The 22,751-nt window shown below is 46.4% G+C and carries 22 protein-coding genes and 2 tRNA genes; 16 read left to right on the top strand and 8 right to left on the bottom strand.

All coding sequences use genetic code 11. The annotated features are described in order from the left end of the window. The first annotated feature begins 62 nt into the window (after positions 1–62). The 5 genes from uvrC to QLG00_RS05580 all read left to right on the top strand — a co-directional run bounded on the left by uvrC (position 63) and on the right by QLG00_RS05580 (position 5,015). Positions 63–1,862 (top strand): excinuclease ABC subunit UvrC, encoded by a 1,800-nt coding sequence (gene uvrC, locus QLG00_RS05600; protein WP_034435207.1) that lies wholly within the window; start codon positions 63–65, stop codon positions 1,860–1,862. A 96-nt stretch (positions 1,863–1,958) separates the two neighbouring features. Beyond that, on the top strand, positions 1,959–2,750 hold the full coding sequence (locus QLG00_RS05595) for a thioesterase family protein (RefSeq protein ID WP_004932425.1): 792 nt from the start codon (positions 1,959–1,961) through the stop codon (positions 2,748–2,750). A 107-nt stretch (positions 2,751–2,857) separates the two neighbouring features. Continuing rightward, positions 2,858–3,445: a CDP-diacylglycerol--glycerol-3-phosphate 3-phosphatidyltransferase gene (pgsA, locus tag QLG00_RS05590; RefSeq protein ID WP_004932427.1), complete on the top strand. Its 588-nt coding sequence runs from the start codon at positions 2,858–2,860 to the stop codon at positions 3,443–3,445. 109 nt (positions 3,446–3,554) lie between these two features. Beyond that, positions 3,555–4,403 carry a methylated-DNA--[protein]-cysteine S-methyltransferase gene (locus QLG00_RS05585; protein ID WP_119025684.1) on the top strand — a complete coding sequence of 283 codons (849 nt, stop codon included), beginning with the start codon at positions 3,555–3,557 and terminating at the stop codon, positions 4,401–4,403. Positions 4,404–4,406: 3 nt separating this feature from the next. After that, positions 4,407–5,015: an alpha-ketoglutarate-dependent dioxygenase AlkB gene (locus QLG00_RS05580; RefSeq protein WP_282470637.1), complete on the top strand. Its 609-nt coding sequence runs from the start codon at positions 4,407–4,409 to the stop codon at positions 5,013–5,015. Between the two features lie 32 nt (positions 5,016–5,047). Here the strand turns inward: QLG00_RS05580 and QLG00_RS05575 are convergent, their stop codons facing one another. After that, positions 5,048–5,824 (bottom strand): IclR family transcriptional regulator C-terminal domain-containing protein, encoded by a 777-nt coding sequence (locus QLG00_RS05575; protein WP_025095291.1) that lies wholly within the window; start codon positions 5,822–5,824, stop codon positions 5,048–5,050. Positions 5,825–6,277: 453 nt separating this feature from the next. On the opposite strand from QLG00_RS05575, the gene QLG00_RS05570 reads away from it, so the two are divergent. From QLG00_RS05570 to QLG00_RS05560, 3 genes are read left to right on the top strand one after another with little or no spacing between them, the layout of a single operon-like run. Beyond that, positions 6,278–8,368 (top strand): FUSC family protein, encoded by a 2,091-nt coding sequence (locus QLG00_RS05570; RefSeq protein WP_282470636.1) that lies wholly within the window; start codon positions 6,278–6,280, stop codon positions 8,366–8,368. Further along, positions 8,361–8,570 (top strand): DUF1656 domain-containing protein, encoded by a 210-nt coding sequence (locus tag QLG00_RS05565; RefSeq protein WP_004932438.1) that lies wholly within the window; start codon positions 8,361–8,363, stop codon positions 8,568–8,570. Before QLG00_RS05570 ends, QLG00_RS05565 begins: the two co-directional genes overlap by 8 nt. 34 nt (positions 8,571–8,604) lie before the next feature. Next, positions 8,605–9,618 (top strand): HlyD family secretion protein, encoded by a 1,014-nt coding sequence (locus QLG00_RS05560; RefSeq protein ID WP_151977759.1) that lies wholly within the window; start codon positions 8,605–8,607, stop codon positions 9,616–9,618. A 39-nt stretch (positions 9,619–9,657) separates the two neighbouring features. Here the strand turns inward: QLG00_RS05560 and ruvX are convergent, their stop codons facing one another. The 3 genes from ruvX to recN all read right to left on the bottom strand — a co-directional run bounded on the left by ruvX (position 9,658) and on the right by recN (position 12,425). Beyond that, positions 9,658–10,101, bottom strand: a complete 444-nt coding sequence (gene ruvX / locus QLG00_RS05555; RefSeq protein ID WP_048765386.1) for a Holliday junction resolvase RuvX — start codon at positions 10,099–10,101, stop codon at positions 9,658–9,660. Beyond that, on the bottom strand, positions 10,094–10,648 hold the full coding sequence (locus QLG00_RS05550) for a YqgE/AlgH family protein (protein WP_004932445.1): 555 nt from the start codon (positions 10,646–10,648) through the stop codon (positions 10,094–10,096). Before QLG00_RS05550 ends, ruvX begins: the two co-directional genes overlap by 8 nt. A 115-nt stretch (positions 10,649–10,763) precedes the next feature. After that, positions 10,764–12,425 carry a DNA repair protein RecN gene (gene recN, locus QLG00_RS05545; RefSeq protein ID WP_004944003.1) on the bottom strand — a complete coding sequence of 554 codons (1,662 nt, stop codon included), beginning with the start codon at positions 12,423–12,425 and terminating at the stop codon, positions 10,764–10,766. A gap of 125 nt (positions 12,426–12,550) precedes the next feature. Here recN and QLG00_RS05540 point away from each other — a divergent pair, with 125 nt between their 5' ends. From QLG00_RS05540 to QLG00_RS05525, 4 genes are all read left to right on the top strand, one after another. Next, entirely contained in the window at positions 12,551–13,855 is a 1,305-nt protein-coding gene (locus QLG00_RS05540; RefSeq protein ID WP_208476887.1) for a tetratricopeptide repeat protein, read from the top strand. A gap of 84 nt (positions 13,856–13,939) precedes the next feature. Further along, positions 13,940–14,266: a pyrimidine/purine nucleoside phosphorylase gene (locus tag QLG00_RS05535; protein ID WP_004932453.1), complete on the top strand. Its 327-nt coding sequence runs from the start codon at positions 13,940–13,942 to the stop codon at positions 14,264–14,266. A 101-nt stretch (positions 14,267–14,367) separates the two neighbouring features. Continuing rightward, positions 14,368–15,114 carry a 23S rRNA (guanosine(2251)-2'-O)-methyltransferase RlmB gene (gene rlmB / locus QLG00_RS05530; protein ID WP_111812680.1) on the top strand — a complete coding sequence of 249 codons (747 nt, stop codon included), beginning with the start codon at positions 14,368–14,370 and terminating at the stop codon, positions 15,112–15,114. A 37-nt stretch (positions 15,115–15,151) separates the two neighbouring features. After that, positions 15,152–16,081, top strand: a complete 930-nt coding sequence (locus QLG00_RS05525; protein ID WP_282470635.1) for a DMT family transporter — start codon at positions 15,152–15,154, stop codon at positions 16,079–16,081. Here QLG00_RS05525 and coaE read toward each other — a convergent pair. Genes coaE through pilB form a run of 4 tightly spaced genes read right to left on the bottom strand, consistent with a single transcriptional unit; the run spans position 16,057 to position 20,484 of the window. Continuing rightward, the gene (gene coaE, locus QLG00_RS05520) at positions 16,057–16,656 is read right to left on the bottom strand and encodes a dephospho-CoA kinase (protein WP_004932462.1); all 600 of its coding nucleotides are present in this window, start codon (positions 16,654–16,656) and stop codon (positions 16,057–16,059) included. The two genes, QLG00_RS05525 and coaE, sit on opposite strands and share 25 nt — an antisense overlap. A 2-nt stretch (positions 16,657–16,658) precedes the next feature. Then, complete coding sequence (locus QLG00_RS05515) at positions 16,659–17,519, bottom strand: A24 family peptidase (protein ID WP_282470634.1); 861 nt, start codon at positions 17,517–17,519, stop codon at positions 16,659–16,661. After that, complete coding sequence (locus QLG00_RS05510; RefSeq protein WP_004932468.1) at positions 17,519–18,745, bottom strand: type II secretion system F family protein; 1,227 nt, start codon at positions 18,743–18,745, stop codon at positions 17,519–17,521. The genes QLG00_RS05515 and QLG00_RS05510 overlap by 1 nt, the downstream gene beginning before the upstream one ends. Positions 18,746–18,768: 23 nt before the next feature. After that, positions 18,769–20,484, bottom strand: coding sequence for a type IV-A pilus assembly ATPase PilB (gene pilB / locus QLG00_RS05505; RefSeq protein ID WP_048765414.1), 1,716 nt, complete (start codon positions 20,482–20,484; stop codon positions 18,769–18,771). Positions 20,485–20,747: 263 nt separating this feature from the next. Between pilB and tpiA the strand changes: the two genes are divergently transcribed. From tpiA to QLG00_RS05485, 4 genes are all read left to right on the top strand, one after another. Next, on the top strand, positions 20,748–21,545 hold the full coding sequence (gene tpiA / locus QLG00_RS05500) for a triose-phosphate isomerase (RefSeq protein ID WP_004932474.1): 798 nt from the start codon (positions 20,748–20,750) through the stop codon (positions 21,543–21,545). 9 nt (positions 21,546–21,554) lie between these two features. Then, positions 21,555–21,884, top strand: coding sequence for a preprotein translocase subunit SecG (gene secG / locus QLG00_RS05495; RefSeq protein ID WP_004932477.1), 330 nt, complete (start codon positions 21,555–21,557; stop codon positions 21,882–21,884). Positions 21,885–21,940: 56 nt separating this feature from the next. After that, positions 21,941–22,025: transfer RNA gene (locus QLG00_RS05490), tRNA-Leu, on the top strand. Between the two features lie 490 nt (positions 22,026–22,515). Then, positions 22,516–22,592 (top strand) — tRNA-Met (locus QLG00_RS05485). Positions 22,593–22,751: the final 159 nt, after the last annotated feature.

Raw genomic sequence — 22,751 nt, 5'->3', positions numbered from 1 at the left:
GCTTGAAAACAACGTATGGAACCGTCACATTAACAGTCTGACCTTTAGCTAAGACCATGATTGTGAATTCAAACGCGCGTCCACATATTGAAAAACTGCTCGCCAACATGACCCAATTGCCTGGGGTGTATCGCATGTTGGGTAAAGACGGCGAACTGCTTTACGTGGGTAAAGCTAAAAATCTGAAAAACCGTGTCTCCAGCTATTTTGTCAAAACCATTGAGCACCCCAAAACGCAGGCATTGGTGGCGCGTATCTATGATATCGAGACTTTGGTCACGCGTTCGGAAACCGAAGCGCTTCTGCTTGAACAAAACCTGATTAAACAGCATCGTCCGCCTTACAATATCATGCTGCGCGACGATAAATCCTATGTGTACATTTTTGTTTCGAGCGACAAACCGTATCCGCGGATTGCCAGTGGTCGTGGCAAAGGCAAACATCAAATCGGCAAGTTTTTTGGGCCTTACCCGAGTGCCTATAGTGCCCGCGATACATTACTGGTGTTACAAAAACTATTTAATGTACGCCAGTGCGAAAATAGCTATTTTGCACAGCGTAAACGGCCGTGTTTGCAGTATCAGATCAAGCGATGTTCGGCACCGTGTGTGGGGCTGATTTCACCTGAAGACTATAAACAAGATGTCGAAAACTCGATTCGGTTTTTACAAGGCGATACCAAAGAGCTGAATCAAGAGCTGATTGCCAAAATGGAAGAGGCAGCCGAGCAACTGGCATTTGAAAAGGCAGTATTTTATCGCGATCGACTGGGGTTGCTGCGTGAAGTGCAGGCACAGCAGGCGGTGTTTAAAATTAAAGGTGAGGCCGATATTTTGGCGATTGCCTTTCAGGCTGGCGTGACCTGTGTGCAAATCATGCACGTCCGCAATGGACGCATGCTTGGTGGAAAAAGTTATTTTCCGGATATGCTCAGTGATGATCTGGGACAAATGCTCAGTGATTTTATGGCCAACTTTTACTTTCAGGTGGCCGATGAAATTCCGGTAGAATTAATTGTGAATATGGAGTTGCCGGATAAAAAAGAGCTGGAGCAGGCATTTCAGACCGAATTTGGTAAGAAAATCCAGATCAAGCACAAGGTGCGTGAAACCCGAGCTGAATGGCAAGAACTGGCTGTGATGAATGTGCAGCATGCCATTAAAGGCCAGCTCAGTAATCATCTAGAGCTGAATGAGCGCTTTTATCAGCTTGAACAGGTGGTTGGGCGTCCGATCGATCGAATTGAATGTTTTGATATTAGCCATACCATGGGCGAAGCGACGATTGCCTCATGTGTGGTCTTCGATCAAGGCGGTGCACGTAAACGCGATTATCGTCAGTTTTCCATTGAAGATATTACCGCTGGTGATGACTATGCGGCCATGCGTCAGGCGCTCACGCGGCGCTATAAAAAGAATTTGTTGCCCGATTTATTGCTGATTGATGGGGGGAAGGGACAGTTACATATGGCCATGGAAGTGATGCAGCAGTTGGGGCTAGATGCTTTTATGATTGGCGTTTCAAAAGGCGAGGGGCGTAAACCTGGTCTGGAAACCCTGCATTTTACCGATGGCAGCAAAATTCAACTTCCAGAAGACCATAAAGCACTGCATTTGATTCAGCAGGTGCGTGATGAAGCGCACCGCTTTGCGATTACGCGCCATCGCGCCAAACGTGATAAGCGACGCGCATCGTCGGTACTTGAAGCTATTCCGGGCTTAGGGCCGAAGCGCCGTCGTGATTTGCTCACGCATTTTGGCGGCATTCAGGGTGTACTCAAGGCCTCTGAAAAAGAACTCACCTTGGTTCCGGGGCTGGGTCCATCTATGGCCCGTACCATTTATAAGATTTTGCACGAGTAAATTGACCAAAAGCATCAGTGACTCTTGGGTCATCTCCCATTTTAGTTTGTTTAAAATCGGTCACAATAGCAGCGAAGAAAAAACAAGAGTGAACTTATGTTGCTAAACGATGCATCACCACAAGTGAATCACCGCAAGGATATTCAGATTTCATCGGGCTGGTCGCAGGGACGTACCGTCTACGGTGGACTGGTTGCCGGTCTATTAATGCAAAATGCACTGGATGTGGTTGCCAATCCACATCAACAAGTTTTAAGTTGCAGTGTAACCTTCGTCGGGCCAGTGAAGGAGGGTGCGGCACAGTTAACTGCCGAGATCTTGCGTAAGGGAAAGTCGGTCACGACCATTGAAGTACGACTGTGGCAGGCAGGTGCGGTTCAAAGTATTTTGCTGGCAAGTTTTGGCGAGCCGCGTTCGTCTGAAATTGTGGTGCATCAGTTACCAGAAGCTCCCGATTATTTGTTGCCAGCGCAACTCTCACGAATGCCTTACGTGCCCTTAATGCCCGAATGCTATCAGCAGTTTGATTTACGCTGGGCCGAAGGGCATTATCCGATTAGCAATAAACTGCCCGATTTTGGTGGATGGTGCCGATTTGACCCTGAGCTACATGCTGAACGTGCATTTAATGTGGCCGACCTATTGATTTTAATGGATATCTGGCCACCAGGGGTATTGCCGATGTTTCAGCAAATTGCACCGGCCAGCTCGCTGACTTGGCACTTAAGTTTTGTTCGCCCGATTGAATATGCTTTACATGACTGGTTTAAATATAAAGTGGTGACGCAGCACGCCGCGTTTGGTTATGCCACCGAATATGCGCACTTGTGGGATGCACAAAACCGGTTAATTGCGATATCTAGACAGACCGTTACTGTCTTTGCGTAGTCGACACTGTGACACATTTCGTATAAAGTTGGCGGTAGTTAAACATGCATGAAACCTTAATTTGCCATATTGGCATGATCTAATGAGGGGCCTCACAGGCGGTGTCTATGACAACAGGTCGAATCCTGAATATCCCAAATATTTTAACACTTGCTCGAATCGCCCTAATCCCGGTATTTTTGATGTTGGCCTATTGGCCACCAGCCATTGGGGTGAATTTTCATGAGGGGAGTTTTTTACGGCATATCGTGCTGACCGCGATTTTTATTTTGGCGGCAGTGACCGACTGGTTCGACGGCTATTTGGCGCGCGCGCTGAATCAGACTTCGGCGTTTGGTCGTTTTCTGGATCCGGTGGCAGACAAGCTCATGGTGGCATCGGCGCTGATTGTTCTGGTGCAATGGCAACCTACCATTTCTATGGCCTTTGCAGCAATTGTCATCATTTCCAGAGAGATTACCGTATCGGCGCTACGTGAATGGATGGCCGAGCTAGGCGCCAGAACCAATGTTGCAGTGTCGACGGTAGGGAAATATAAAACAGCGTTTCAAATGATTGCGATCAGTGTATTTCTGCTCAACTGGAAGCCACTAGATTTACTGGCGTATGCCTTGCTTTATACCGCGGTTATCCTGACTTTATGGTCGATGTTTATTTATCTGCGTGCCGCATGGCCGTATCTGAAACAGCCTTAAATTAAAGACCTTTCTTCGTGAAAGGTTTTTTTATGGCCAAGTGCAAGAATCGGGTCGATTGCTTGCACCAAGCTGAGATAAAGTACTTCAAGAGCAGGAGAAGAGTGCGATGAAAACTTTATCGACAGCGCAGTTTACGGTGATTGCCGAGGTGATTGCGTATTTATATAGCCATGCATCACAACAGCCCAGCCTTGAAGAAGCTGCCGCTCAGGTTGGCTGGAGTAGCAGTTATTTGCAGCGCCAGTTTCAGGCATGGGTTGGCATTAGCCCCAAAAAATTTATTCAGTACATCAGTGTACAACATGCCAAAGCCTTGCTCTTGCAACAGCATTCGGTGCTCGAAACTGCCCTAGAGACTGGATTATCCGGTACTGGTCGCCTGCATGATTTATTTGTGCATCTTGAAGGTGTATCTCCAGGAGAGTTTAAGCAACTAGGTCATAACATCGAGATTGATTACTCTTATGAGGCGACGCCCTTTGGCGATATTTTTATTGCCAGTAGTGCGCGTGGTGTTTGTTCTGTCCAGTTTGTACTTAATGAACAATCAGCGTGTCCACTCACAACGTTGGCACAGCAATATCCATACGCGCGTTTTCAAGCCCATTCGCGCCACTGGCACACACAAATCGCACAGTGGATTTGTGGTGATTTAAGCGTCAGCCTGTCTCAGAAAATTCCGCTGCGTTTACGTGGTACGCCTTTTCAGCTGAAAGTATGGGAAGCGCTCCTGAAGATTCCAGCAGGGCAACTTTACAGCTATCAGCAAGTGGCTGAACATATGGGACAACCTTCGGCCGTTCGGGCCGTGGCCAGTGCAATTGCTAAAAATCCAATTGCTTATCTGATTCCCTGCCATCGGGTGATTCGCGCGTCGGGCGTTGTCGGGGAGTACCACTGGCACACATCACGTAAATTAGCATTGCTATCTACAGAGCTTGCAATGGTGAGATGACACATGACCTTGGATTTATTCGCTCCTGAGCCGCGGCAGAATATATTGCCTTACGATGGTGATGTACAAGACTACGGGTGTATTTTTAGCCCTGATGAAGCCGACGCTTATTTTCAGTATTTGTTACAGCACTTACACTGGCGTCATGATGAAGCCAAGCTGTATGGTAAGCACTTTGTGACCGCAAGACAGGTGGCGTGGTATGGCGATCGACACTATCGCTACAGCTACTCGGGCGTGATTCGAGATGCATTGACTTGGGACCCTGAACTCCTAAAACTCAAGCATCGCCTTGAGCAGTTGCTGTCAGAGTGCTTTAATTCGTGCTTGGCCAATCGTTATGAAGAAGGCACACAGGGAATGGCATGGCACAGTGATGGCGATATGTCGCTGGCCAAAGAAACCACCATTGCATCACTGAGTTTTGGTGCAACACGGAAATTTTGTTTCCGGCATATGCAGAGCAAGGAAAAAGTCGAGTTGCATTTGCAATCGGGGCAATTGATCGTGATGCGGGGGCAAACCCAGCAGCACTGGCAACATGCGCTCATGAAATCACAAAAAGTTATACAGCCACGAATCAACCTGACCTTTCGCCAATTTCTGCTTTAAAGGATTAGATCACTGTAGATGATGACAGTCGCTTAGGGGTGTTCAATTTGAGACAAAGCCAAAAATTTCTGCTCAATTTGAACGGCGTTGGTTTGCAAAATCTCAATCAGTTTTTCGATATTGATAAATTCAAAGCGATTTTTGGAGGCCACCAAGGTCAGTGCCATGGGCGATTCTTTGCTGTTGGCAAATTTGATCGGAACTGAAAGCCCGGTTACCAACGGATTGAGCTCGCCGTGAGAAATATAATAGCCATCTTTTTTGATTTTTTTCATGCGCTGTAAGAAGCCTTCTTCGTCATGGGCAAAATCGACATCGGCCAACTGGCCAGAAAAGCGCTGATAGTAATCTTGAATCTGGCGTTTGCTGAGCTGCGCCATAATGACTTTAGGTGAAGACCCCATATAGACCGGGCGTGGACAGCCACGACCATAAGACAGTAAGTCGGCGTTTCGAAACACTTCGTGATGGACATCGATACAATAATCACGGTTCAAGTGGGTCAGTAAGCAGCACAGTTCGGTTCGTTCGGCAATTTCGCGCATAAATGGGCTGCTGATTTGTACAATTGGGTCGGTGGTACGAGAAATGTAATCCATGACCGCAATTTTAGGGCCCAGCGTATAGTCACCTGAAGTGCCACTGATGCGCTGTAAAATTTCGCTCGACACCAACTCCTTTAAATAGCGATAACCCGTCGGTTTTGACAAGCCCAGCTCATCACAAATCGTATCGACATTAATGACGGGACGATGAACCGAAAATAAGTCGAGAACTGTCAATATCTTACCAAAACTTGAAAGCGCCATGATGAACTACTTCACTAAATCATACTGAGGAAACGAACCGAAGATTCTTTATAACAAATTGCCTATCATCTTGCAGCGATATTTCACTGAGAGGATTAAATTATCCAAAATTGAACTAAAAAAGTGCAATAAAAATATATTAATTATCATAATAAGATATTTTGTTGACGTATTATGTTTTTTTTGAAACAATATTTGAACCAAAATATCGAATCAAGAAATTTCTGATTGTCGGTTTTTGCGTTTTTCTTCTCTTTCTTCTTCCCTGAAAGAATCTAAAGGTCTGGATCTTCCTGCTCCAGATTAGGCGGTCAACCGCCTTTAAAAAATGTTGAATATTATTTTGATTCGTCAGAACAATAGTAAAACATTTGTAGTCATCGTTATCGTTTTCGATCTAGGCCATGTGGTGGGGTTGTTGAGCACCGCTGTGTCTGATGTAGAGATATATTCATGCTTTGGAAACAGATCTTGGCGTTTCGGCCCAGTCGAATGGATTTGATTTTTGCCGTCAAAACCTTTATCGCCATGATGCTCGCGCTCTATATTGCCTTTTCACTGGATTTGACTTATCCGATGTGGGCCGCGGGCACCGTCATTATCATTGCACAGCCTTATGCGGGTATGGTGTCGTCTAAAGCACTGTATCGTTTATTGGGTACGGTCGCTGGTGGTGCGGTCGCGATCTTTCTCACACCGCACATGATCGATATGCCGATTCTGTTTACCTTCGTGTTGTCGCTCTGGATTGCACTGTGTTTGTATATTTCCCTGCTCGATCGTACACCGCGAAGCTACGTATTTATGCTGGCCGGATACACCACCGCCATGGTGGCCTGTAGCTCGATCAACAGTATTGATACTTATAGCGTTTTTGATATGGCTTTAAGCCGTGTTCTGGAAATTTCGGTGGCGGTGATTTGTAGTGCTGTCGTTTCTGCCACAATTTTTCCAGCGCATCTGGGCACACAACTGCAACGCCGAGTACAAAAAACTTTAGACGATACCCGCGAAGCATTCGAACGTATTTTGACAGATGAACAGCATAGTAGTCAGTACACGCAATTGCTTGCAGGTGTAGCACGTGATACCTCCGATATTCATGGCTTGGCTGTACATTTGGCCTATGAACGAGGCGAATTGCGAGGCATGACCAAACCGTTGCAAGAGCTGTTACACCAGATCACCATGATTGTGGCCAATCTGGTCTCGATGTCTGAGCGTATCGCACAAATGGATGAGCTGGATCTACGTTATCGTCAGGTTTTGCCGCAGCTGCATACGCATGTGGTTCGCTTTTTGCGTGAGCAGCAGGATATCCAAGACGATCAGCTAGATCATTTACCTGCCGAATTTACAACGGATTTTCAGCACTTATTCGAGCTGATTCATCCTTCGCAACGGGTGATGTTGCAGGCTTTTCAAATGGATGTGCGTCATTTTATTCAAAATGTCATGACCATCAAACTCCTCTGGACGCGTATGCAGCGGGGCGATAAACGCATTCCGGATCGGATTGCAGCACTCACGACACAGTATCCAAGTTTACATCGTGATCACGGGATTGCTGTGCGCAGCTCGATTGCAGCAGGTATTGCAACGGCAGCCTCGTTTTTGCTGTGGATTTATAGCGGCTGGCATGCCGGTTATATGATGGCGCAGCTCACAGCGGTGAGTGCCTGTATTTTATCGACGCTCGATAATCCTGTGCCTGCGCTTAAGCTATTTATTAAAGGATCGATCTTATCGGCTGTGTTAACGGTGTTTTATGCCTTTATCATCATGCCGGAAGTGAAAGAATTTTGGCAACTGGCCTTTGTACTGGCACCAATGGCCATTTATTTGCTGTCGATGTTTCCGCAGCCTGCATTGATGGGATTGGCACTGCCGATGCTGATTAACTTTGTGATGAGCTTGAATTTGCAAAACCATTATGCAACCAATGCGGTAGTGCTCATGGACACGGCCATGGCAGGCGTGATGGGGCCGATTATTTCCATTTTAGCGATCCAGTTTATTCGTGCGATGTCTCCCGAGACCAGTGCCACACGCATTTTGGCGTTACATTATAAAGCAATGCGCGAAGCTTTATATTTGCCTTATGGGGTTCGCTTTCGGGTTCATTTACGCAGCATGCTTGATCGCATCGGTATTTTAAATACCAAAATGGTGCAGTCTGATGAGCTGAAGCAGGCGATGAATCGTGCGCTGATTGAAGCCAGTGCTGTGGTGAATTTGAGCCGTATTGCTGAAGTACTGCACGGTGATACAGGCTCTACCGAGTTAAAACGGGCGTTATTTCGTTTTCAACAGTTACTCGATCGGGGCTTTAAAGATCAGGAAAAACGATTAGAAACACCACAGGCTTTGCAAGAGAAATTACTGGCACAAATACAACAGATTGAAACGGTATTGGCAAATGAGCCGAACCTCAGCTTAAAACAGCGTATTGAAGTGAGTATGAACAACATCCGCAGCAGTATTTTTCATGTGCAGCAGAATAAACCAGCCGCGCTGATGTCTAAAGGGGAATGCAATGGGTGAGTTTAATGCATACGGGGTGTACTTTCCGAGCTTTCTGATTCAGGCCATTTGTGCCTTTATCGTCTTTAAAATCGTAACGCGTGGAACCGACCGCCTCATTGCAGCAGGCTGGATTGGATTTCCCGGTGTGTTTAACCTGTGTTTATACATCATCCTGTTGATGGGCATGCACTGGATTTTTCTTTGGCAGTTTGGTCGATGACAGCATCGTTACTAAGTGAAATTGGAACAACGCAATGAGTAAGGTAGATTTACGCAAATTCGTTCGACCCGTGGTCACACTGATCATGGTGATTGTCGCGGTTTTTGTGATTGTGCATTTGTGGAATTACTACAATGCCTCGCCATGGACACGTGACGGGCGAGTGCGTGGCGATGTGGTTCAGGTGTCTTCAGATGTATCAGGACTGGTCACTGAAGTCTTGGTGCACGATAACCAGAGCGTCAAGAAAGGGCAGGTGCTATTTAAAATCGATGTGGCGCGTCAGCAACTCGATGTTGAACAGGCACGATCAGATTTGGCCAAGGCCAAAGCCGGGCTGGCACAGTCACAAGCCAACCTGATTGCGGCAAAGGCCAATTTAGCCAAGACTCAAGCCAATATGGCTTTAGCCGAAAAAAATGCAGCGCGTTATTCAAGTTTGCTCGATGGTGCAATTTCCAAGCAGGAACAAGATCAGGTCTATGCCACACGTGATCAGTCACGTGCCGAGATTGCGCAGATGAAAGCATCTATTGAACAGGCCGAAGCTACCATTACGGAACAAAAATCGTTGATTGATGTGGCCCAAAGTAATTTAAATCTGGCGCAGCTCAATCTGAATCGCTCACAGGTGGTGGCACCAGCAGATGGCACCTTGTCTAACTTCGATTTACAGGTGGGAAATTACGTTAAGACGGGGGACGCAGTAGCCGCCTTGGTCGACCGTAAGCAGCTCTATGTGGTGGGATATTTCGAAGAAACCAAACTCAATCACATTCATGTAGGCGACAAAGCCGTGATCCAGTTGATGGGAGATGATCAAAAAATCAAAGGTCATGTTCAGGGGGTTGCATCGGGCATTGAAGATCGCGAGCGTTCGACCAGTTCAACCTTGCTGGCCAATGTCAATCCGACTTTTACTTGGGTCCGTCTGGCACAGCGTGTACCGGTCAAAATCGTACTTGATGAAGCGCCTCACAATCCACTGGCGTTTGTGGCTGGGCGCACTGCGACAGTCAGTATTGTCGAGTCTGAACAGCAAAAGTAAGTCTTAAAAAAAGGCTCCTCAAAATGTGGAGCCTCATTATTAAGGCGTGATACCTGTCGGGTTGCGATACCAGCTTTGAATCAGTAGTCCCGCAGCCAGACTATCGGCCGCCACCCCTTTGGCGCGCCCCTGACTGTGGTAATGATCGAGTTCATCGCGTGCTTCACGCGTGGTTAAACGTTCATCGACCATCCATGTGATGATATTGGTTTGATGGCGTAAGCGTCTGGCAAACTTACGTGCGCGTGCTGAAAGCTCCGACTCACTATCATCCATATTCAGTGGCAAGCCCACCAAAAATAATGTGGGTTTCCACTCCTGAACGATTTTAAGCAGTTGCTCCCAGTTGGGAATGCCGTCTTTCATGGGAAAGAGGGCCAAAGGCGTGCTGCTTTCGATGGCCGCCTGGCCAATGGCAATTCCCATTTTTTGAGTGCCAAAATCGAATGCCATAATCATGCTGTGTGTAGAAATATCAGGCATGACCAATCTCGGATGATAACCAGTTCCGGTCGACGCCGAGTTTTTTATACGCAGCGTCCCAACGTTCGTCATAAGGTAAGTTAAAAATCAGATCCATATCGGCGTCGCAGACCAGCCAGTCGCCACGAGAGATCTCGTCTTCAAGCTGGTTTTTTGTCCAGCTGGCATAACCCAGCGCAATTTGATAGCGGCCAACCCCTTCGTTATGCGCAATCGCGTCCAAAATATCTTTACTGGTGGTAATGCATAGGTTTTCGCCTACTGCAATCGAGGAGTGCCATACGGGTTGACCGGTATGTAACACGAAACCAGCCTCCGGGCGCAATGGCCCACCTTGCAAAACTTCATGCGGCTGTACGTGATCGGCATCGATGTCCAGATCATTGAGTAACTCACGAACCTGAATGCCCGACGGCCGGTTGATGATCAGGCCCTGAGCACCATCACCATCATGACGTGCCAGATAAATCACGGTATTTGCGAAAAAATCATCGGCCATTTCTGGAGGGGCAATCAGACAACGGTGTGTCAAATATTGTTTGGTCACCTAGACGCTTCTCCTTTAAATCGGTCGCTTTGAAAGATAGATTCTTCTTATCAACATACAAGAGTAAATGGATTTCGCCAATCATTTTCCATGATTTATTTCTATGACCAAATCTCTAGGCATGCTGGAATTTAAGCTGTCTTAACTGTCTGGCGTGCTGTAACGTGGTTTCATTAATTTCCACACCGCCAGACATTCGGGCCAGTTCAAGAACGCGTTGTTGTTCATCGAGTTCGATGATGGTGCTGCTGGCGGGATCGGTTTGTTGTTTCTTGACCAGCAGATGTTGATCGGATTGAGCCGCCACTTGGGCCTGATGGGTGATACACAGTAACTGCACATGCTGCGCCAGATCGGCCAGTAGTCGTCCGACCACTTCGGCTGTGCCACCGCTAATACCCACGTCAATCTCATCGAAGACCAAGACTTCGGCTTCGGTTTTCTCCGCATTCATCACTTGCATCACCAATGCGATGCGCGACAACTCGCCGCCTGATGCCACACGCGCAAGCGGTTGGGGTGGAATCCCTTTATTTGCTGTAAAGAGTAGTTGAATGAAGCTTAAGCCCTCGGCAGACGGTTGCTCCAGCGGTTCAAACTTAAATTCGAAATGTGCCTCCGGCAAGGCTAAAGGTTTCACTTGCTCGGTCAGCTGTTTGGCCAGCGGTTGCGCGGCTTCACGACGAATCTGATCCAGATATTCAGCTTTTTCCAAGAATTCCTGATGGGCAATGTCGACTTGCTCGGCCAGTGTTTCAGGGTCTTCAAGTTGATGTAATTGATCTAGCTCAAGTTGCCACTGTGCATAATCCTGTTTGAGCTGTTCAGGCTGTGTGCGATATTTACGGGCCAGACGATGAAAGACTTCCAAGGTACTGTTGAGTTCTTCCATACGTTCTGGATCGAAGCTTTGGCGGTCGATAAACTGGCGTAAATTGGCCGTGGCATCGTCGATTTCACTTTGTGCATTGAGCAATGAATTATAAATTTCAGACAACTGCTCACTACGACCAGCATGTGACTCAAGCCGACGCAGTAACGAAGCCAATTCTTGGGTAATATTCGGCTCAGCCTCATCGAGTAAATTTAGACCATAGCCACAATCTTGCATGATATGTTCATGATGACTCAGTCGATCAAATTCTTGTTCAAGCTCTTTGTAGTCGATTGCGACTATGTCTTCAAGTTCTTCAATTTGTAATTCCAGTGTGGCGATGCGCTGCTGGCGGGTGGCCTGTGCATCTAGTGCCGCCTGATGCTGACGAATAGTATTTTGCCAGTCATTGTAGGCCTGCTTTACTGCATGTGCGGGCGTGTAAAAGTTGTAGTAACGATCGAGCCAGTGTTTGGGATAGGGCGGTTCAAGTAATTGTTGCTGACTATGCTGACTATACAGTTGTACCAGCAAGCGCCCCAACTCACGTAGTTCAGACAAGCTGCTCGGGCGGCCGTTAATCCAAGCTTTACTCCGGCCAGTGGCGAAAATGACGCGACGCAAATGAATTTCACCGGAGTCATCATCGAGTTCATGCTCTTTGAGCCATTCGGCCTCTGCGCTGTGTTCGCGATAACTGAAAGTTGCGGTGATATCGGCTTTTTCTGCCCCATAGCGCACGTAATTGGTGTCGGTACGCTCGCCCAAACTTGCTGATAAGGCATCTAAAAGCAATGATTTTCCAGCCCCTGTTTCCCCGGTCAGAACGTTAAATCCGTGTTCAATATCCAAGGCAAGGTGATCGGCCAAAGCAAAATTGATAAGAGTTAAATGTGTCAGCATAAACGCATCCAAGGCGCCAAGAGTTTTTTGTTTAAGATGTTTAAGATAGTGAACTTTTGGACTTGTCACAAGAGATTCGTTATTCTAAGTCCATTATAAGAATAGCAAGATTTGTCAGTCAGAAAATGAAAATACGTCTTCCCATACCTAAACCTGTACAAAAAAGTGCGCAATCGCCAAAAAAAGTAGCGCAGCTCAATCAACAGCTTGCAGCACTATCGACACAATTTCGTCGTGCAAGTGCGGCAGCAGATTATCAGCGGGCCTATGAGCTGGTACGGCAGGTGATTGATCTTGTGCCTCAGCATCCGGTGGCCTACATGGATTTGGCCTACACAGAACTTCAGTTAAAGCGTTATTTAGATGCTTATGCGCATTATCAGCACGCCATTACGTTAAGCAACGGATCTGTCGATCCCAATATTTATGACGGACTCTGTGAAGTCTGTTTTGCGCTTAACCGCGCGCAAGACATGCAGCACTTTGGCCGTCTTGCTATTGAGCGTAAACAGCAACAGGCAAGCCAAGAACCAAAATTGACACTGCCACAAGCAGCACCCGAACGCTTTCTGGTAGAAAATCCTAACCAGAATATTATTTCATTTTCATTATTTGGAGATCATCCGCGTTATTGTGAAACCGCAGTATTAAATGTTATTCGAGCCAAAGAACTCTATCCAAATTGGCGCTGCCGCTTTTATGTCGATGATTCAGTGCCGACACCCATTTTGCAGCGATTAAGCCAGCATGGTGCACAGCTCATTAAAGTGACCGAGACTCAGGCTCAGATTTCAGGGTTGTTCTGGCGCTTTTTGGTGATGGATGATCCGCAAGTTAAACGCTTTTTAATCCGCGATGCCGATTCACTGATTTCACCACGAGAGGTTGCAGCCGTTCAGCAATGGCTGGACAGTGACCGCTGGTTTCATGTTATGCGAGATTACTATTCGCACACCGAATTAATCTTGGCGGGGATGTGGGGTGGATGTACAGGCGTTTTTCATCAGGTTGAAGCTTTGATTAGTGATTATATTCATTCCGGACGTTATCTGAATACGCGGGTCATGGATCAGCATTTTTTACGTTATTGTATCTGGCCAACCTTATGTCAGAGTGTTATGACTCATGATCGATATGGATTTGACCCTTCTGCCGAAGCATTTCCAGGCGATCAAAAGCAAGATACGCCAGTAACACTGACCCGACACGCGCATGTGGGAATGAATGAATCGAGTGCAGTGGTCAACGTAACTGTGCCTGATTCAATGGCCCGCCAAATTCAATGGATTTTATACAACAATAAAAAGCAAATTGTGTGTCAGTACCGCGCCACGGTGGATGAATCTGGATCAATCGATCTACATTTGCCAGAATTATATGCGGCGCAGATCCGTGTAAAGGCATGGAATTTGCAGATTTATCCTGTTTAAAACTGATTGATTAGTTATTTCGCCACAATTAAACTACATCTGTCATTACCTCATATAAATGCGACATTTTTTGGAGACGTACGCATGAGTTCTACTCAATTTGATCACGTGAGTGTGATTAAAAAATCAAATGTATATTTTGGTGGTTTATGCATCAGTCACACCGTTCAGTTTGAAGACGGTACAAAAAAAACATTAGGTGTGATTTTACCGACTGAACAGCCACTGACATTTGAAACCCATGTTCCTGAGCGTATGGAAATTATCTCTGGCGAATGTCGCGTGAAAATTGCCGATAATACTGAAAGTGAATTGTTCCGTGCCGGACAATCGTTTTATGTGCCTGGAAATAGCCTATTTAAAATCGAAACTGACGACGTATTAGATTACGTTTGTCATTTAGAAGGCTAACTCATCGGCTGTTAAATCAGTTAAAATGGTCGCGTTAAAAAATCCTGTGAAGCTGGCTTTACAGGATTTTATTTTTTTATCTGTGCTTTTAGAGGGTCACCATGGCTAAACCAGAATATTATTATGGCGTTCATTCGGTGGAGTCATTGTTGGAGTTGGAGCCTGAGCGGGTTTTGACCCTGTTTACACTCAAAGGCCGAGATGATCAGCGCTTGCAAAAAATTTTAGAGCTGGCCGAACCATTTGGGATTAGTGTACAAAAAGCCAGCCGTGATAGCTTGGAAAAACTGGCTGGTTTGCCGTTTCATCAAGGCGTGGTGGCTGCGGTACGCCCACATCCGGTGTTAAATGAAAAAGACTTAGATCAACTGCTCGATCAGCAAGACAATGCCTTGCTTTTGGCTCTCGATCAGGTCACCGATCCGCATAACCTTGGTGCATGTATCCGTACGGCGGCGGCGATGGGCGTGGTGGCGGTGATTGTTCCGCGTGACCGTTCTGCCGGACTCACACCCACTGCACGTAAAGTCGCTGCTGGTGGCGCAGAAAAAGTGAAGTTTATTCAGGTTACCAATTTGGCACGTACATTGGCGCACATTAAAGCGCAGTTCTTTGTCAAAGTTGTGGGCACTATGCTGGATGAAAAAGCATTACCTTTACAAGAGTATGATTTTTCTGGAAACGTTGCCATTGTGATGGGGGCTGAAGATACCGGTTTACGTCCGATCACGCAGTCGCAATGTGACCAAACCGTGTATATCCCAATGTCGGGAAATCTTCAAAGTTTAAACGTGAGTGTAGCCACAGGAATGGCGCTCTATGAGGCCTGCCGTCAACGTTTGGTTTAAGCGTTAAATTCGGCATTGTCAAAGGTTAAAGATTGCCATGTCACCCAGATTACAAGGGTACGGTTATGTGGCCATTACCATGTGTATTTGGGGTGGCTTCACGATTTTTTCTCGACTCAATGCCCAGTGGCATATCAGTGCCTGGGACATTGTGGCAATGCGTTTTGCAATCGCCTTTTGTCTGTTGGTGCCTATACTGATCTACAAAAAAGACTGGGCCTTTTTATGGCAGCCCAAAGCCATGATTTTGGCACTGATTGGCGGTGTGGGCTATTGCCTGACGGTTTATAGTGCGTTTTTGTATGCACCCGCCGCACATGCCGCGATTTTTTTAAATGGCACCATGCCGTTATGGACAGCCATTGCAGCCTTTGTGCTGTTTGGGCAGCCCTTTGACCGCCATACATGGCTGAGCTTTTGCATTATTCTGGCTTCAATTGGCCTGATGAGCGTATTGATGCTTCGCCAAAATCATAGTGGTTTTGGCGTTGGTGATATGCTTTTTGTATGTAGCGCAATGTGGTGGGGAGTTTTTACCATCTTGCTCAAGCAATGGAAGCTGAGCGCATGGCATGCCATGACCAGCGTAGCCATCTGGTCGACATTATTTTATTTACCCGTTTATGCGTTGTTTCTGCCCAAACATTTTGATCAGGTTGAGCCGCTTCACTTAGTGGTGCAGGGGCTGTTCCATGGTGTATTTGTGGTGATTTTGGCCACACTGACCTATATTGCCGCGATTGAACGTTTAGGTGCGTTTAAAGCGGGCAGTATCGTCAACTTGGCACCATTTTTGGCGGCATTGATTGCTGTTCCCTTACTTCATGAGCCGCTGAGTCTATCGCTTTTGTTTGGTCTAATTGGAATGGGAATAGGCGCGTTGCAGCCGTGGCGCTGGCGCTTGAAAGACACGCTCACCCGAGAGCTTGAAAAGCAGAAAAATCAATCAGGCGAGCGTGTTAAATAATCGGTGTGTAAACGCATCAATTGCTGATACAGCTCATCGAGCGTGCCTTCATTGTGTACCACATCATCTGCGCGTTTTAATTTTTCAGAACGCGGCATTTGTGTGGCTATAATTTTCTGGATCTGTTCGGTCGATTGCGCATCGCGTTGGCTGGCTCTTTTCAGTTGGGTGGCTTCGCTCACATCGACCAGCAGATTGCGATGGGTCATTCGATCTTGACCGGTTTCAAACAATAACGGCGAAACCAGAATCACATACGCACTCTGTGCCTGTTGCAATTGCGACAAAATCGATTGTCGGATGATAGGGTGGGTAATGGCTTCGAGCTGTTGGCGTGCCTCCGGATGCTGAAAAATATAGTCACGTAAGGCGCGGCGATCCAGTTGACCGTCTGCCTGCAAAACCCAGTCACCAAAGTGCTGTGCAATTTTTTCCAGTGCGGGTTGTCCCGGTTGAACAACTTCACGTGCGACCACATCGGCATCGACCACATCAATGTCTTGATGTTCAAACCATTGGCTGGCAGCCGATTTACCACTTCCGATTCCACCTGTAAGCCCCACGATGTACGGCATGCTCATCCTCCTAAATATACCCGCATAATTGCATCTCCCCATAAAAAGGCAATCCAGCCCGCAATGGCAATAAAGGGACCAAATGCAAAAGGCTGATTTTGCTTGCGAATACGCAAAAGTACAACACCAATAATCGCCCCCACAAACGACGACAACAGCACAATCAGCGGCAGCATTAGCGGCCCCATCCAAGCCCCCAGCGCTGCCAGTAGTTTGAAATCGCCGTATCCCATGCCTTCTTTTTTGGTGAGCAGTTTAAACAGGTAATACACCACCCATAAACACAAAAAGCCGATGACATAGCCCCAGATGGCCTCATTGGGAGAAACATACACATGCGCGCTATTGATGGCCAAGCCTAATCCTGCAAGGGTGAGGGTATAGCGATCTGGTAAAAGCTGAGTATCAAAGTCGATAAAGGTCAGCGCAATTAACATCCAAGTGAGCACTAGCCCAAACAACATTTTAAGCGTTGGCCCCAAAACCATCAGCACAGTCAGTGAGGTCAGCAGCGTAAGCACTTCAATGGCGGGGTAGCGGATTGTAATCGGGTGGTCACACGCATGACATTTCCCGCGTAAAGCCAGCCAGCTTAGCACTGGAATATTGTGATACCAGCGAATTGGCGCATGACAATGCGGACATGAAGATGCAGGTGAACTTAGACTGAGCTTTTCGGTTTCAATTACGACCTGTTCTGGATGCAGCAACAACTGACACTCTTGTGTCCATTCCTGCTCCATCATTTTGGGTGTGCGGTAGATCACCACATTTAAAAAGCTGCCAATACACAGACTTAAGATGCCAATCGCGAGATAAAGCGCAGCCGAATTGGCAATAAAATACGAGAAGATATCAGACATTACACCACTGAACCCATTTGGAAAATCGGAAGATACATTGCAATCACCAGACCACCCACTAAAATGCCCAGAATCGCCATAATCAAGGGTTCCATCATCGATGTAAGTCCGTCTACCGCGTGATCCACTTCACTTTCATAATAATTGGCAACTTTGTCCAGCATTTCATCTAGTGCCCCGGATTCTTCACCAATGGCCACCATTTGAATGGCCATGGTGGGAAAACGATTCGACACGCGCATAGCAAAATGAAGCTGCTGGCCTGTAGACACATCGTCACGAATTTTAAGCACAGCACGTTCATAAATACTGTTATTGGTTGCACCTGCGGTAGATGCCAACGCATCAATCAGTGGGACACCCGCTGCGAAAGTGGTGGCAAGGGTACGACTATAACGGGCAATAATGGCTTTATAGACCAGATCACCTACAATCGGCAGACGAAGCACAAGTTGATCTAGACGATCACGAAAAGTTTTGCTGCGTTTACGTGCCTCTAAAAAGCCAGCAATCACCGCACCGATAATGAAAATGAGCAATATCCAGTAAGACTGCATCCAGTTGGACATGTTCACCACCATCTGGGTAAAAGCTGGCAAGTCTGCGCCAAATGAGGTAAATAAATCTTTAAATACCGGAACCACTTTCACCATCAAAATAATGGTCACCACGATCGCGACCACAATTACCATAGCCGGATACTTCATGGCTTTTTTGATTTTTTGCTTTAATACTTCACTTTTTTCTTTATATACCGCAACTCGCTCTAGCATGGTTTCAAGCGAACCCGATTGTTCACCCGACTCAATTAGAGAGCAAAACAGATTATCGAAGTGCTGCGGATATTTGCGCAGCGCACCAGCAAAAGTATTGCCTCCTTCGACATCTGTTTTGAGTCCGAGTACCACCTCGCGCATGGCAGGATTATCCAAGCCCTCAGCGACAATTTCAAAGGCCTGAACCAGCGGTACACCTGCTTTCATCATGGTTGCCAACTGGCGAGTAAAAATCGTGATATCGAGCGGTTTAACTTTTTTCTTAAATAGTCCTTCAAGCAGGTTGCGGCGCTTTTCACGAATGGTTCGAATGGTAATGCCTTGTTTACGCAAGGTGACTTTGGCCAATGCCATATTACGGGCAGAAAGCTCCCCTTTAAGTTTGATCCCCTTGCGATCAACACCTTCATACGCGAAAGTGGGCACTGTTTGTACTTTTTTTGCTGCCATCAGATGATCCTTGCTTTGCCCCGTTATTCTTCATTCGTCACACGATTGACTTCCTGTAACGATGTGACCCCCTGCATCACTTTTTTTAAGCCAGAACGGCGTAAGTTGCTAAATCCAAGCTGTTCAGCGGCTGCTGCAATTTCAAGTGCATTGCCGTCTTGCATAATAATTCTTGAGATTTCTGGTGTAATTTTCATGACTTCATAAATGCCCACACGTCCTTTGTAGCCCTCCCGACATTCTTTACACCCCACCGGTTCATAGATCTGAAAGTCTGGAGCATCTAAATCGGTTTCGGTAAATCCCATTTCGAGTAAACTGGCACGTGGCACGTCGATACGCCGTTTACACTGATTACACAGGCGTCTGGCAAGGCGCTGCGCAATCACCAGATTGACCGAGGTGGCGATATTAAAGGTCGCCACCCCCATGCTTCTCAGGCGTGTAAGTGTTTCGGCAGCGTTATTGGTATGCAGTGTCGACATCACCAAGTGACCGGTTTGAGCCGCTTTAATGGCAATCTCTGCGGTTTCTAAATCACGAATTTCCCCCACCATAATGATATCAGGGTCTTGACGTAAAAAAGAGCGTAATGCCGCAGCAAAGGTCAGGCCGACTTTGGGATTTACATTGACCTGATTAATACCTTCAAGATTAATCTCGACTGGGTCTTCGGCGGTAGAAATATTGGCATGTTCGGTATTGAGAATATTTAAGCCGGTATACATCGATACGGTTTTCCCCGAGCCCGTAGGGCCGGTAATCAGCAGCATGCCTTGTGGTCGATTCAGCGCTTCGGTAAACAATGCTTTTTGCTCAGGCTCGTAGCCCAGTGCATCGATACCCAGCATCGCGCTCGCAGGATCCAGAATCCGCAGTACAATCTTTTCACCAAATAGGGTCGGTAGGGAGTTGACCCGAAAATCGATGGTTTTGGTTTTCGACAGTTTCAGTTTAATACGACCATCTTGCGGAACACGCTTTTCCGAAATATCCATTTGAGACATCACTTTCAAACGCGAGGCCAGTCGGGTAGCCAGTTGTAAGGGTGGTGTTGCAATTAAACGAAGTACACCATCGACCCGATAACGGACCCGATACATTTTTTCATAAGGTTCAAAATGTAAGTCTGATGCATTCATACGAATGGCATCAATCAGTAATTTATTGATGTATTTGACCACCGGGGCTTCATCTTTACTGATTTCTTCATCGTCGTCGTCATCTGAAGTGGGGGAATTCACCTCCAGATCCAGATCAAAATCTTCGGTGTCAAAGTTAAAACGGCTATCTTCGGGGAAATATTCGTTTAACAGTCGCTCAAGCTTATCGTGTTCTACAATAATCGGTTCGACTTTGAGTTTGCTGTTAAAACGGATGGCATCCATCGCTTCAAGATTGGTCGGATTGCAGGTTGCGACATAGAGCACATGCCCACGATGAACCAACGGCATTACACGATACTTGCGAATCAGCTTTTCATCGATACGATCTTTGAGAATCAGCGCAGGATCAAAAACATCCAGATCAAATAGCGGTTCGCCAAACTCGACCGAGATGGTTTCAGCAATGGTGATCGGGGTAATGGCATAATGGTCGATCAAATAAGGAACAATATCTTGCTTGTTTTTTTTGGCGCTCTCTTGAGCCATTTGCATGTCGTGTGCATCAATATGACCTTCTTCGACAAGGCGCCGAATGAATCCTGAAAATTTAGGTGATGCGGTAACTAATGACATGGGACTGCCTTGTAACATTGATATCATTATAATTTGTATATAGAAAATTATACGGCGCCACAGAAAAAATACCACCCTGTACAGTCAGCTTTCCATACATCAACGCGTCTATTTTGTTACTGGGAATTGTTGAATTGTCTTGTATCTAACAATTATGGTGCAAAAAGGTCGATCGCTTTACACATGCGATGTAAAAGAAATCGTTCTAATTTCGCTTAAAATCCGTGTAGAATGAGCTGCATTTTTGAAGAAAGGTTAGCAATATGTCGGGCTCGACTATTATTCCTTGGGTTGTCGGCAATTGGAAAATGAATCCTCAACAATCTACTGCCATTCAACTTGTACAACAATTTAAAGATTTATTAAAGCAACAGCCAATTTCTGAGCAGCACTGTCATATTGGTGTGGCGCCAATCTCAATCGCCTTGACGCGTATTCAAAGCGAGCTGGCCAGTGCGAACCGTGCAGTGGCAACCGTTGCCCAAGACGTCTCACGATTTGCAGGCACAGGCGCCTATACTGGCGAGGTCAGTGCAGATTTACTTACCGACAGTCAGATTCAGTATGTTTTGATCGGGCATTCTGAGCGTCGCGAACTGCTCGGTGACCAGGTTGAAATTTTAAAACAAAAAATGACGCATGCTTTACAAGCAGGTATGACGGTGATTTATTGCGTCGGTGAAAGCCTTGAACAGCGTGAGCAAGGGCAGGCTGAGCAAGTGGTGTTGCAGCAAATCTGTGATATCGCCTCTGTGGTTAGTGCCGAGCAATGGCAGTCGCAAATCGTGATTGCATACGAGCCAATTTGGGCAATTGGAACAGGGCGGACGGCATCACCAGAAGATGCGCAAGCCATTCATGCCAAAATTCGTGAAGGTTTATGTCAGATTACCCCAGCAGGCGCACAAATTGCGTTACTTTATGGTGGTAGTGTTAAACCTGAGAATGCAGTAGAGTTGGCGGCCTGCGCTGATATCAATGGCGCTTTGGTTGGCGGGGCTTCCCTCAATGCCGAATCATTTTATCAAATCGCTCAGGCATTTGCCCAAACACAACAATAGGAGGTCAGCATGCATACATTTGTGTTGGTTGTACATATCATCTTGGCCGTTATGATTATTGGTCTCGTATTGATTCAACACGGTAAAGGCGCTGATGCCGGTGCATCTTTTGGTGGCGGCGGTGCTGCAACCGTATTTGGTGCTTCAGGTTCAGGTAACTTCCTGACCCGCGTGACGGCAATCTTAACGGCATTGTTTTTTGTGACCAGTTTAAGCTTGGCCGTCTTTGCGAAAAAACAAACTACAGATGCTTATAGCTTAAAATCTGTACAAACAACAAACTCAGCTCCTGCAACAACGCCTGAAACTTCGCCAAATGCACCTAAGTCGAGTCAATAATTGAAAATTGCTCTTTATTTTTGTGTAAGAAGCGACTAGAATTCCTGCCACAAGCTGCGGTGGTGGTGGAATTGGTAGACACGCTACCTTGAGGTGGTAGTGCTTTCGGGCGTGGGGGTTCAAGTCCCCCCTTCCGCACCAATCTTCAAGTCATTTGATGATTGGTGTATGCAGCAGTTGAAGGAGTCGCATTGAATGCGAACATCCTGAGATTAAAAAAAGGTATCTTTTATAAGATACCTTTTTTTGTTTGTGTAAATTAAAAATATAATCCTAATTTCTTGTTAGGTGCTGATCAGAAGATGATGCGCCGTGTAACGGGATCTGATCTTAAGAATTACACATCAAAATAAATCAAAACCCGAAATAGGCCACAACATCCTTAACACCAAGAAAATGTGCGCTTACCAGATAAAAAATCGCGATTTTGAGTGTAAATTATACGGTGTTGTTCGATAATTGGGCGTTTGGTGAGTGTAAAGCTGAATAATCGGAATCATTGGTTGACAGGGTGGGTTTAACTCTCTATAGTTCGCTTCACCAGAAAAGTTGCACTGTTTGTGAGACACACAACAGGCTAAGATATTAAAAATCTTGGTGCAAACTTTTTGCCACACAAAGTGTGTGTTGATGCGGGATGGAGCAGTCTGGTAGCTCGTCGGGCTCATAACCCGAAGGTCGTTGGTTCAAATCCAGCTCCCGCTACCATTTTCAATTTGAGTTGCAAAGTCAAATTGGAGCATTGGTTGAAAGATTGACTTTTTTCAATGAATGTATATAATATTTGCACGTTGATGCGGGATGGAGCAGTCTGGTAGCTCGTCGGGCTCATAACCCGAAGGTCGTTGGTTCAAATCCAGCTCCCGC

The sequence above is a fragment of the Acinetobacter sp. V89_7 genome (assembly GCF_029967895.1).
Lineage (GTDB): Bacteria > Pseudomonadota > Gammaproteobacteria > Pseudomonadales > Moraxellaceae > Acinetobacter > Acinetobacter soli.
The sequence above is the reverse complement of the archived record's forward strand: the minus strand, read 5'-3'. Positions and strand labels throughout refer to the sequence as shown.

Coding starts and splice junctions, on each gene's coding strand:
- QLG00_RS05595 (WP_004932425.1), top strand. CDS start 1,959: ATGTTGCTAAACGATGCATCACCACAAGTGAATCACCGCAAGGATATT.
- pgsA (WP_004932427.1), top strand. CDS start 2,858: ATGACAACAGGTCGAATCCTGAATATCCCAAATATTTTAACACTTGCT.
- QLG00_RS05585 (WP_119025684.1), top strand. CDS start 3,555: ATGAAAACTTTATCGACAGCGCAGTTTACGGTGATTGCCGAGGTGATT.
- QLG00_RS05580 (WP_282470637.1), top strand. CDS start 4,407: ATGACCTTGGATTTATTCGCTCCTGAGCCGCGGCAGAATATATTGCCT.
- QLG00_RS05575 (WP_025095291.1), bottom strand. CDS start 5,824: ATGGCGCTTTCAAGTTTTGGTAAGATATTGACAGTTCTCGACTTATTT.
- QLG00_RS05570 (WP_282470636.1), top strand. CDS start 6,278: ATGCTTTGGAAACAGATCTTGGCGTTTCGGCCCAGTCGAATGGATTTG.
- QLG00_RS05565 (WP_004932438.1), top strand. CDS start 8,361: ATGGGTGAGTTTAATGCATACGGGGTGTACTTTCCGAGCTTTCTGATT.
- QLG00_RS05560 (WP_151977759.1), top strand. CDS start 8,605: ATGAGTAAGGTAGATTTACGCAAATTCGTTCGACCCGTGGTCACACTG.
- ruvX (WP_048765386.1), bottom strand. CDS start 10,101: ATGCCTGATATTTCTACACACAGCATGATTATGGCATTCGATTTTGGC.
- recN (WP_004944003.1), bottom strand. CDS start 12,425: ATGCTGACACATTTAACTCTTATCAATTTTGCTTTGGCCGATCACCTT.
- QLG00_RS05540 (WP_208476887.1), top strand. CDS start 12,551: ATGAAAATACGTCTTCCCATACCTAAACCTGTACAAAAAAGTGCGCAA.
- QLG00_RS05535 (WP_004932453.1), top strand. CDS start 13,940: ATGAGTTCTACTCAATTTGATCACGTGAGTGTGATTAAAAAATCAAAT.
- rlmB (WP_111812680.1), top strand. CDS start 14,368: ATGGCTAAACCAGAATATTATTATGGCGTTCATTCGGTGGAGTCATTG.
- QLG00_RS05525 (WP_282470635.1), top strand. CDS start 15,152: ATGTCACCCAGATTACAAGGGTACGGTTATGTGGCCATTACCATGTGT.
- coaE (WP_004932462.1), bottom strand. CDS start 16,656: ATGCCGTACATCGTGGGGCTTACAGGTGGAATCGGAAGTGGTAAATCG.
- QLG00_RS05515 (WP_282470634.1), bottom strand. CDS start 17,519: ATGTCTGATATCTTCTCGTATTTTATTGCCAATTCGGCTGCGCTTTAT.
- QLG00_RS05510 (WP_004932468.1), bottom strand. CDS start 18,745: ATGGCAGCAAAAAAAGTACAAACAGTGCCCACTTTCGCGTATGAAGGT.
- pilB (WP_048765414.1), bottom strand. CDS start 20,484: ATGTCATTAGTTACCGCATCACCTAAATTTTCAGGATTCATTCGGCGC.
- tpiA (WP_004932474.1), top strand. CDS start 20,748: ATGTCGGGCTCGACTATTATTCCTTGGGTTGTCGGCAATTGGAAAATG.
- secG (WP_004932477.1), top strand. CDS start 21,555: ATGCATACATTTGTGTTGGTTGTACATATCATCTTGGCCGTTATGATT.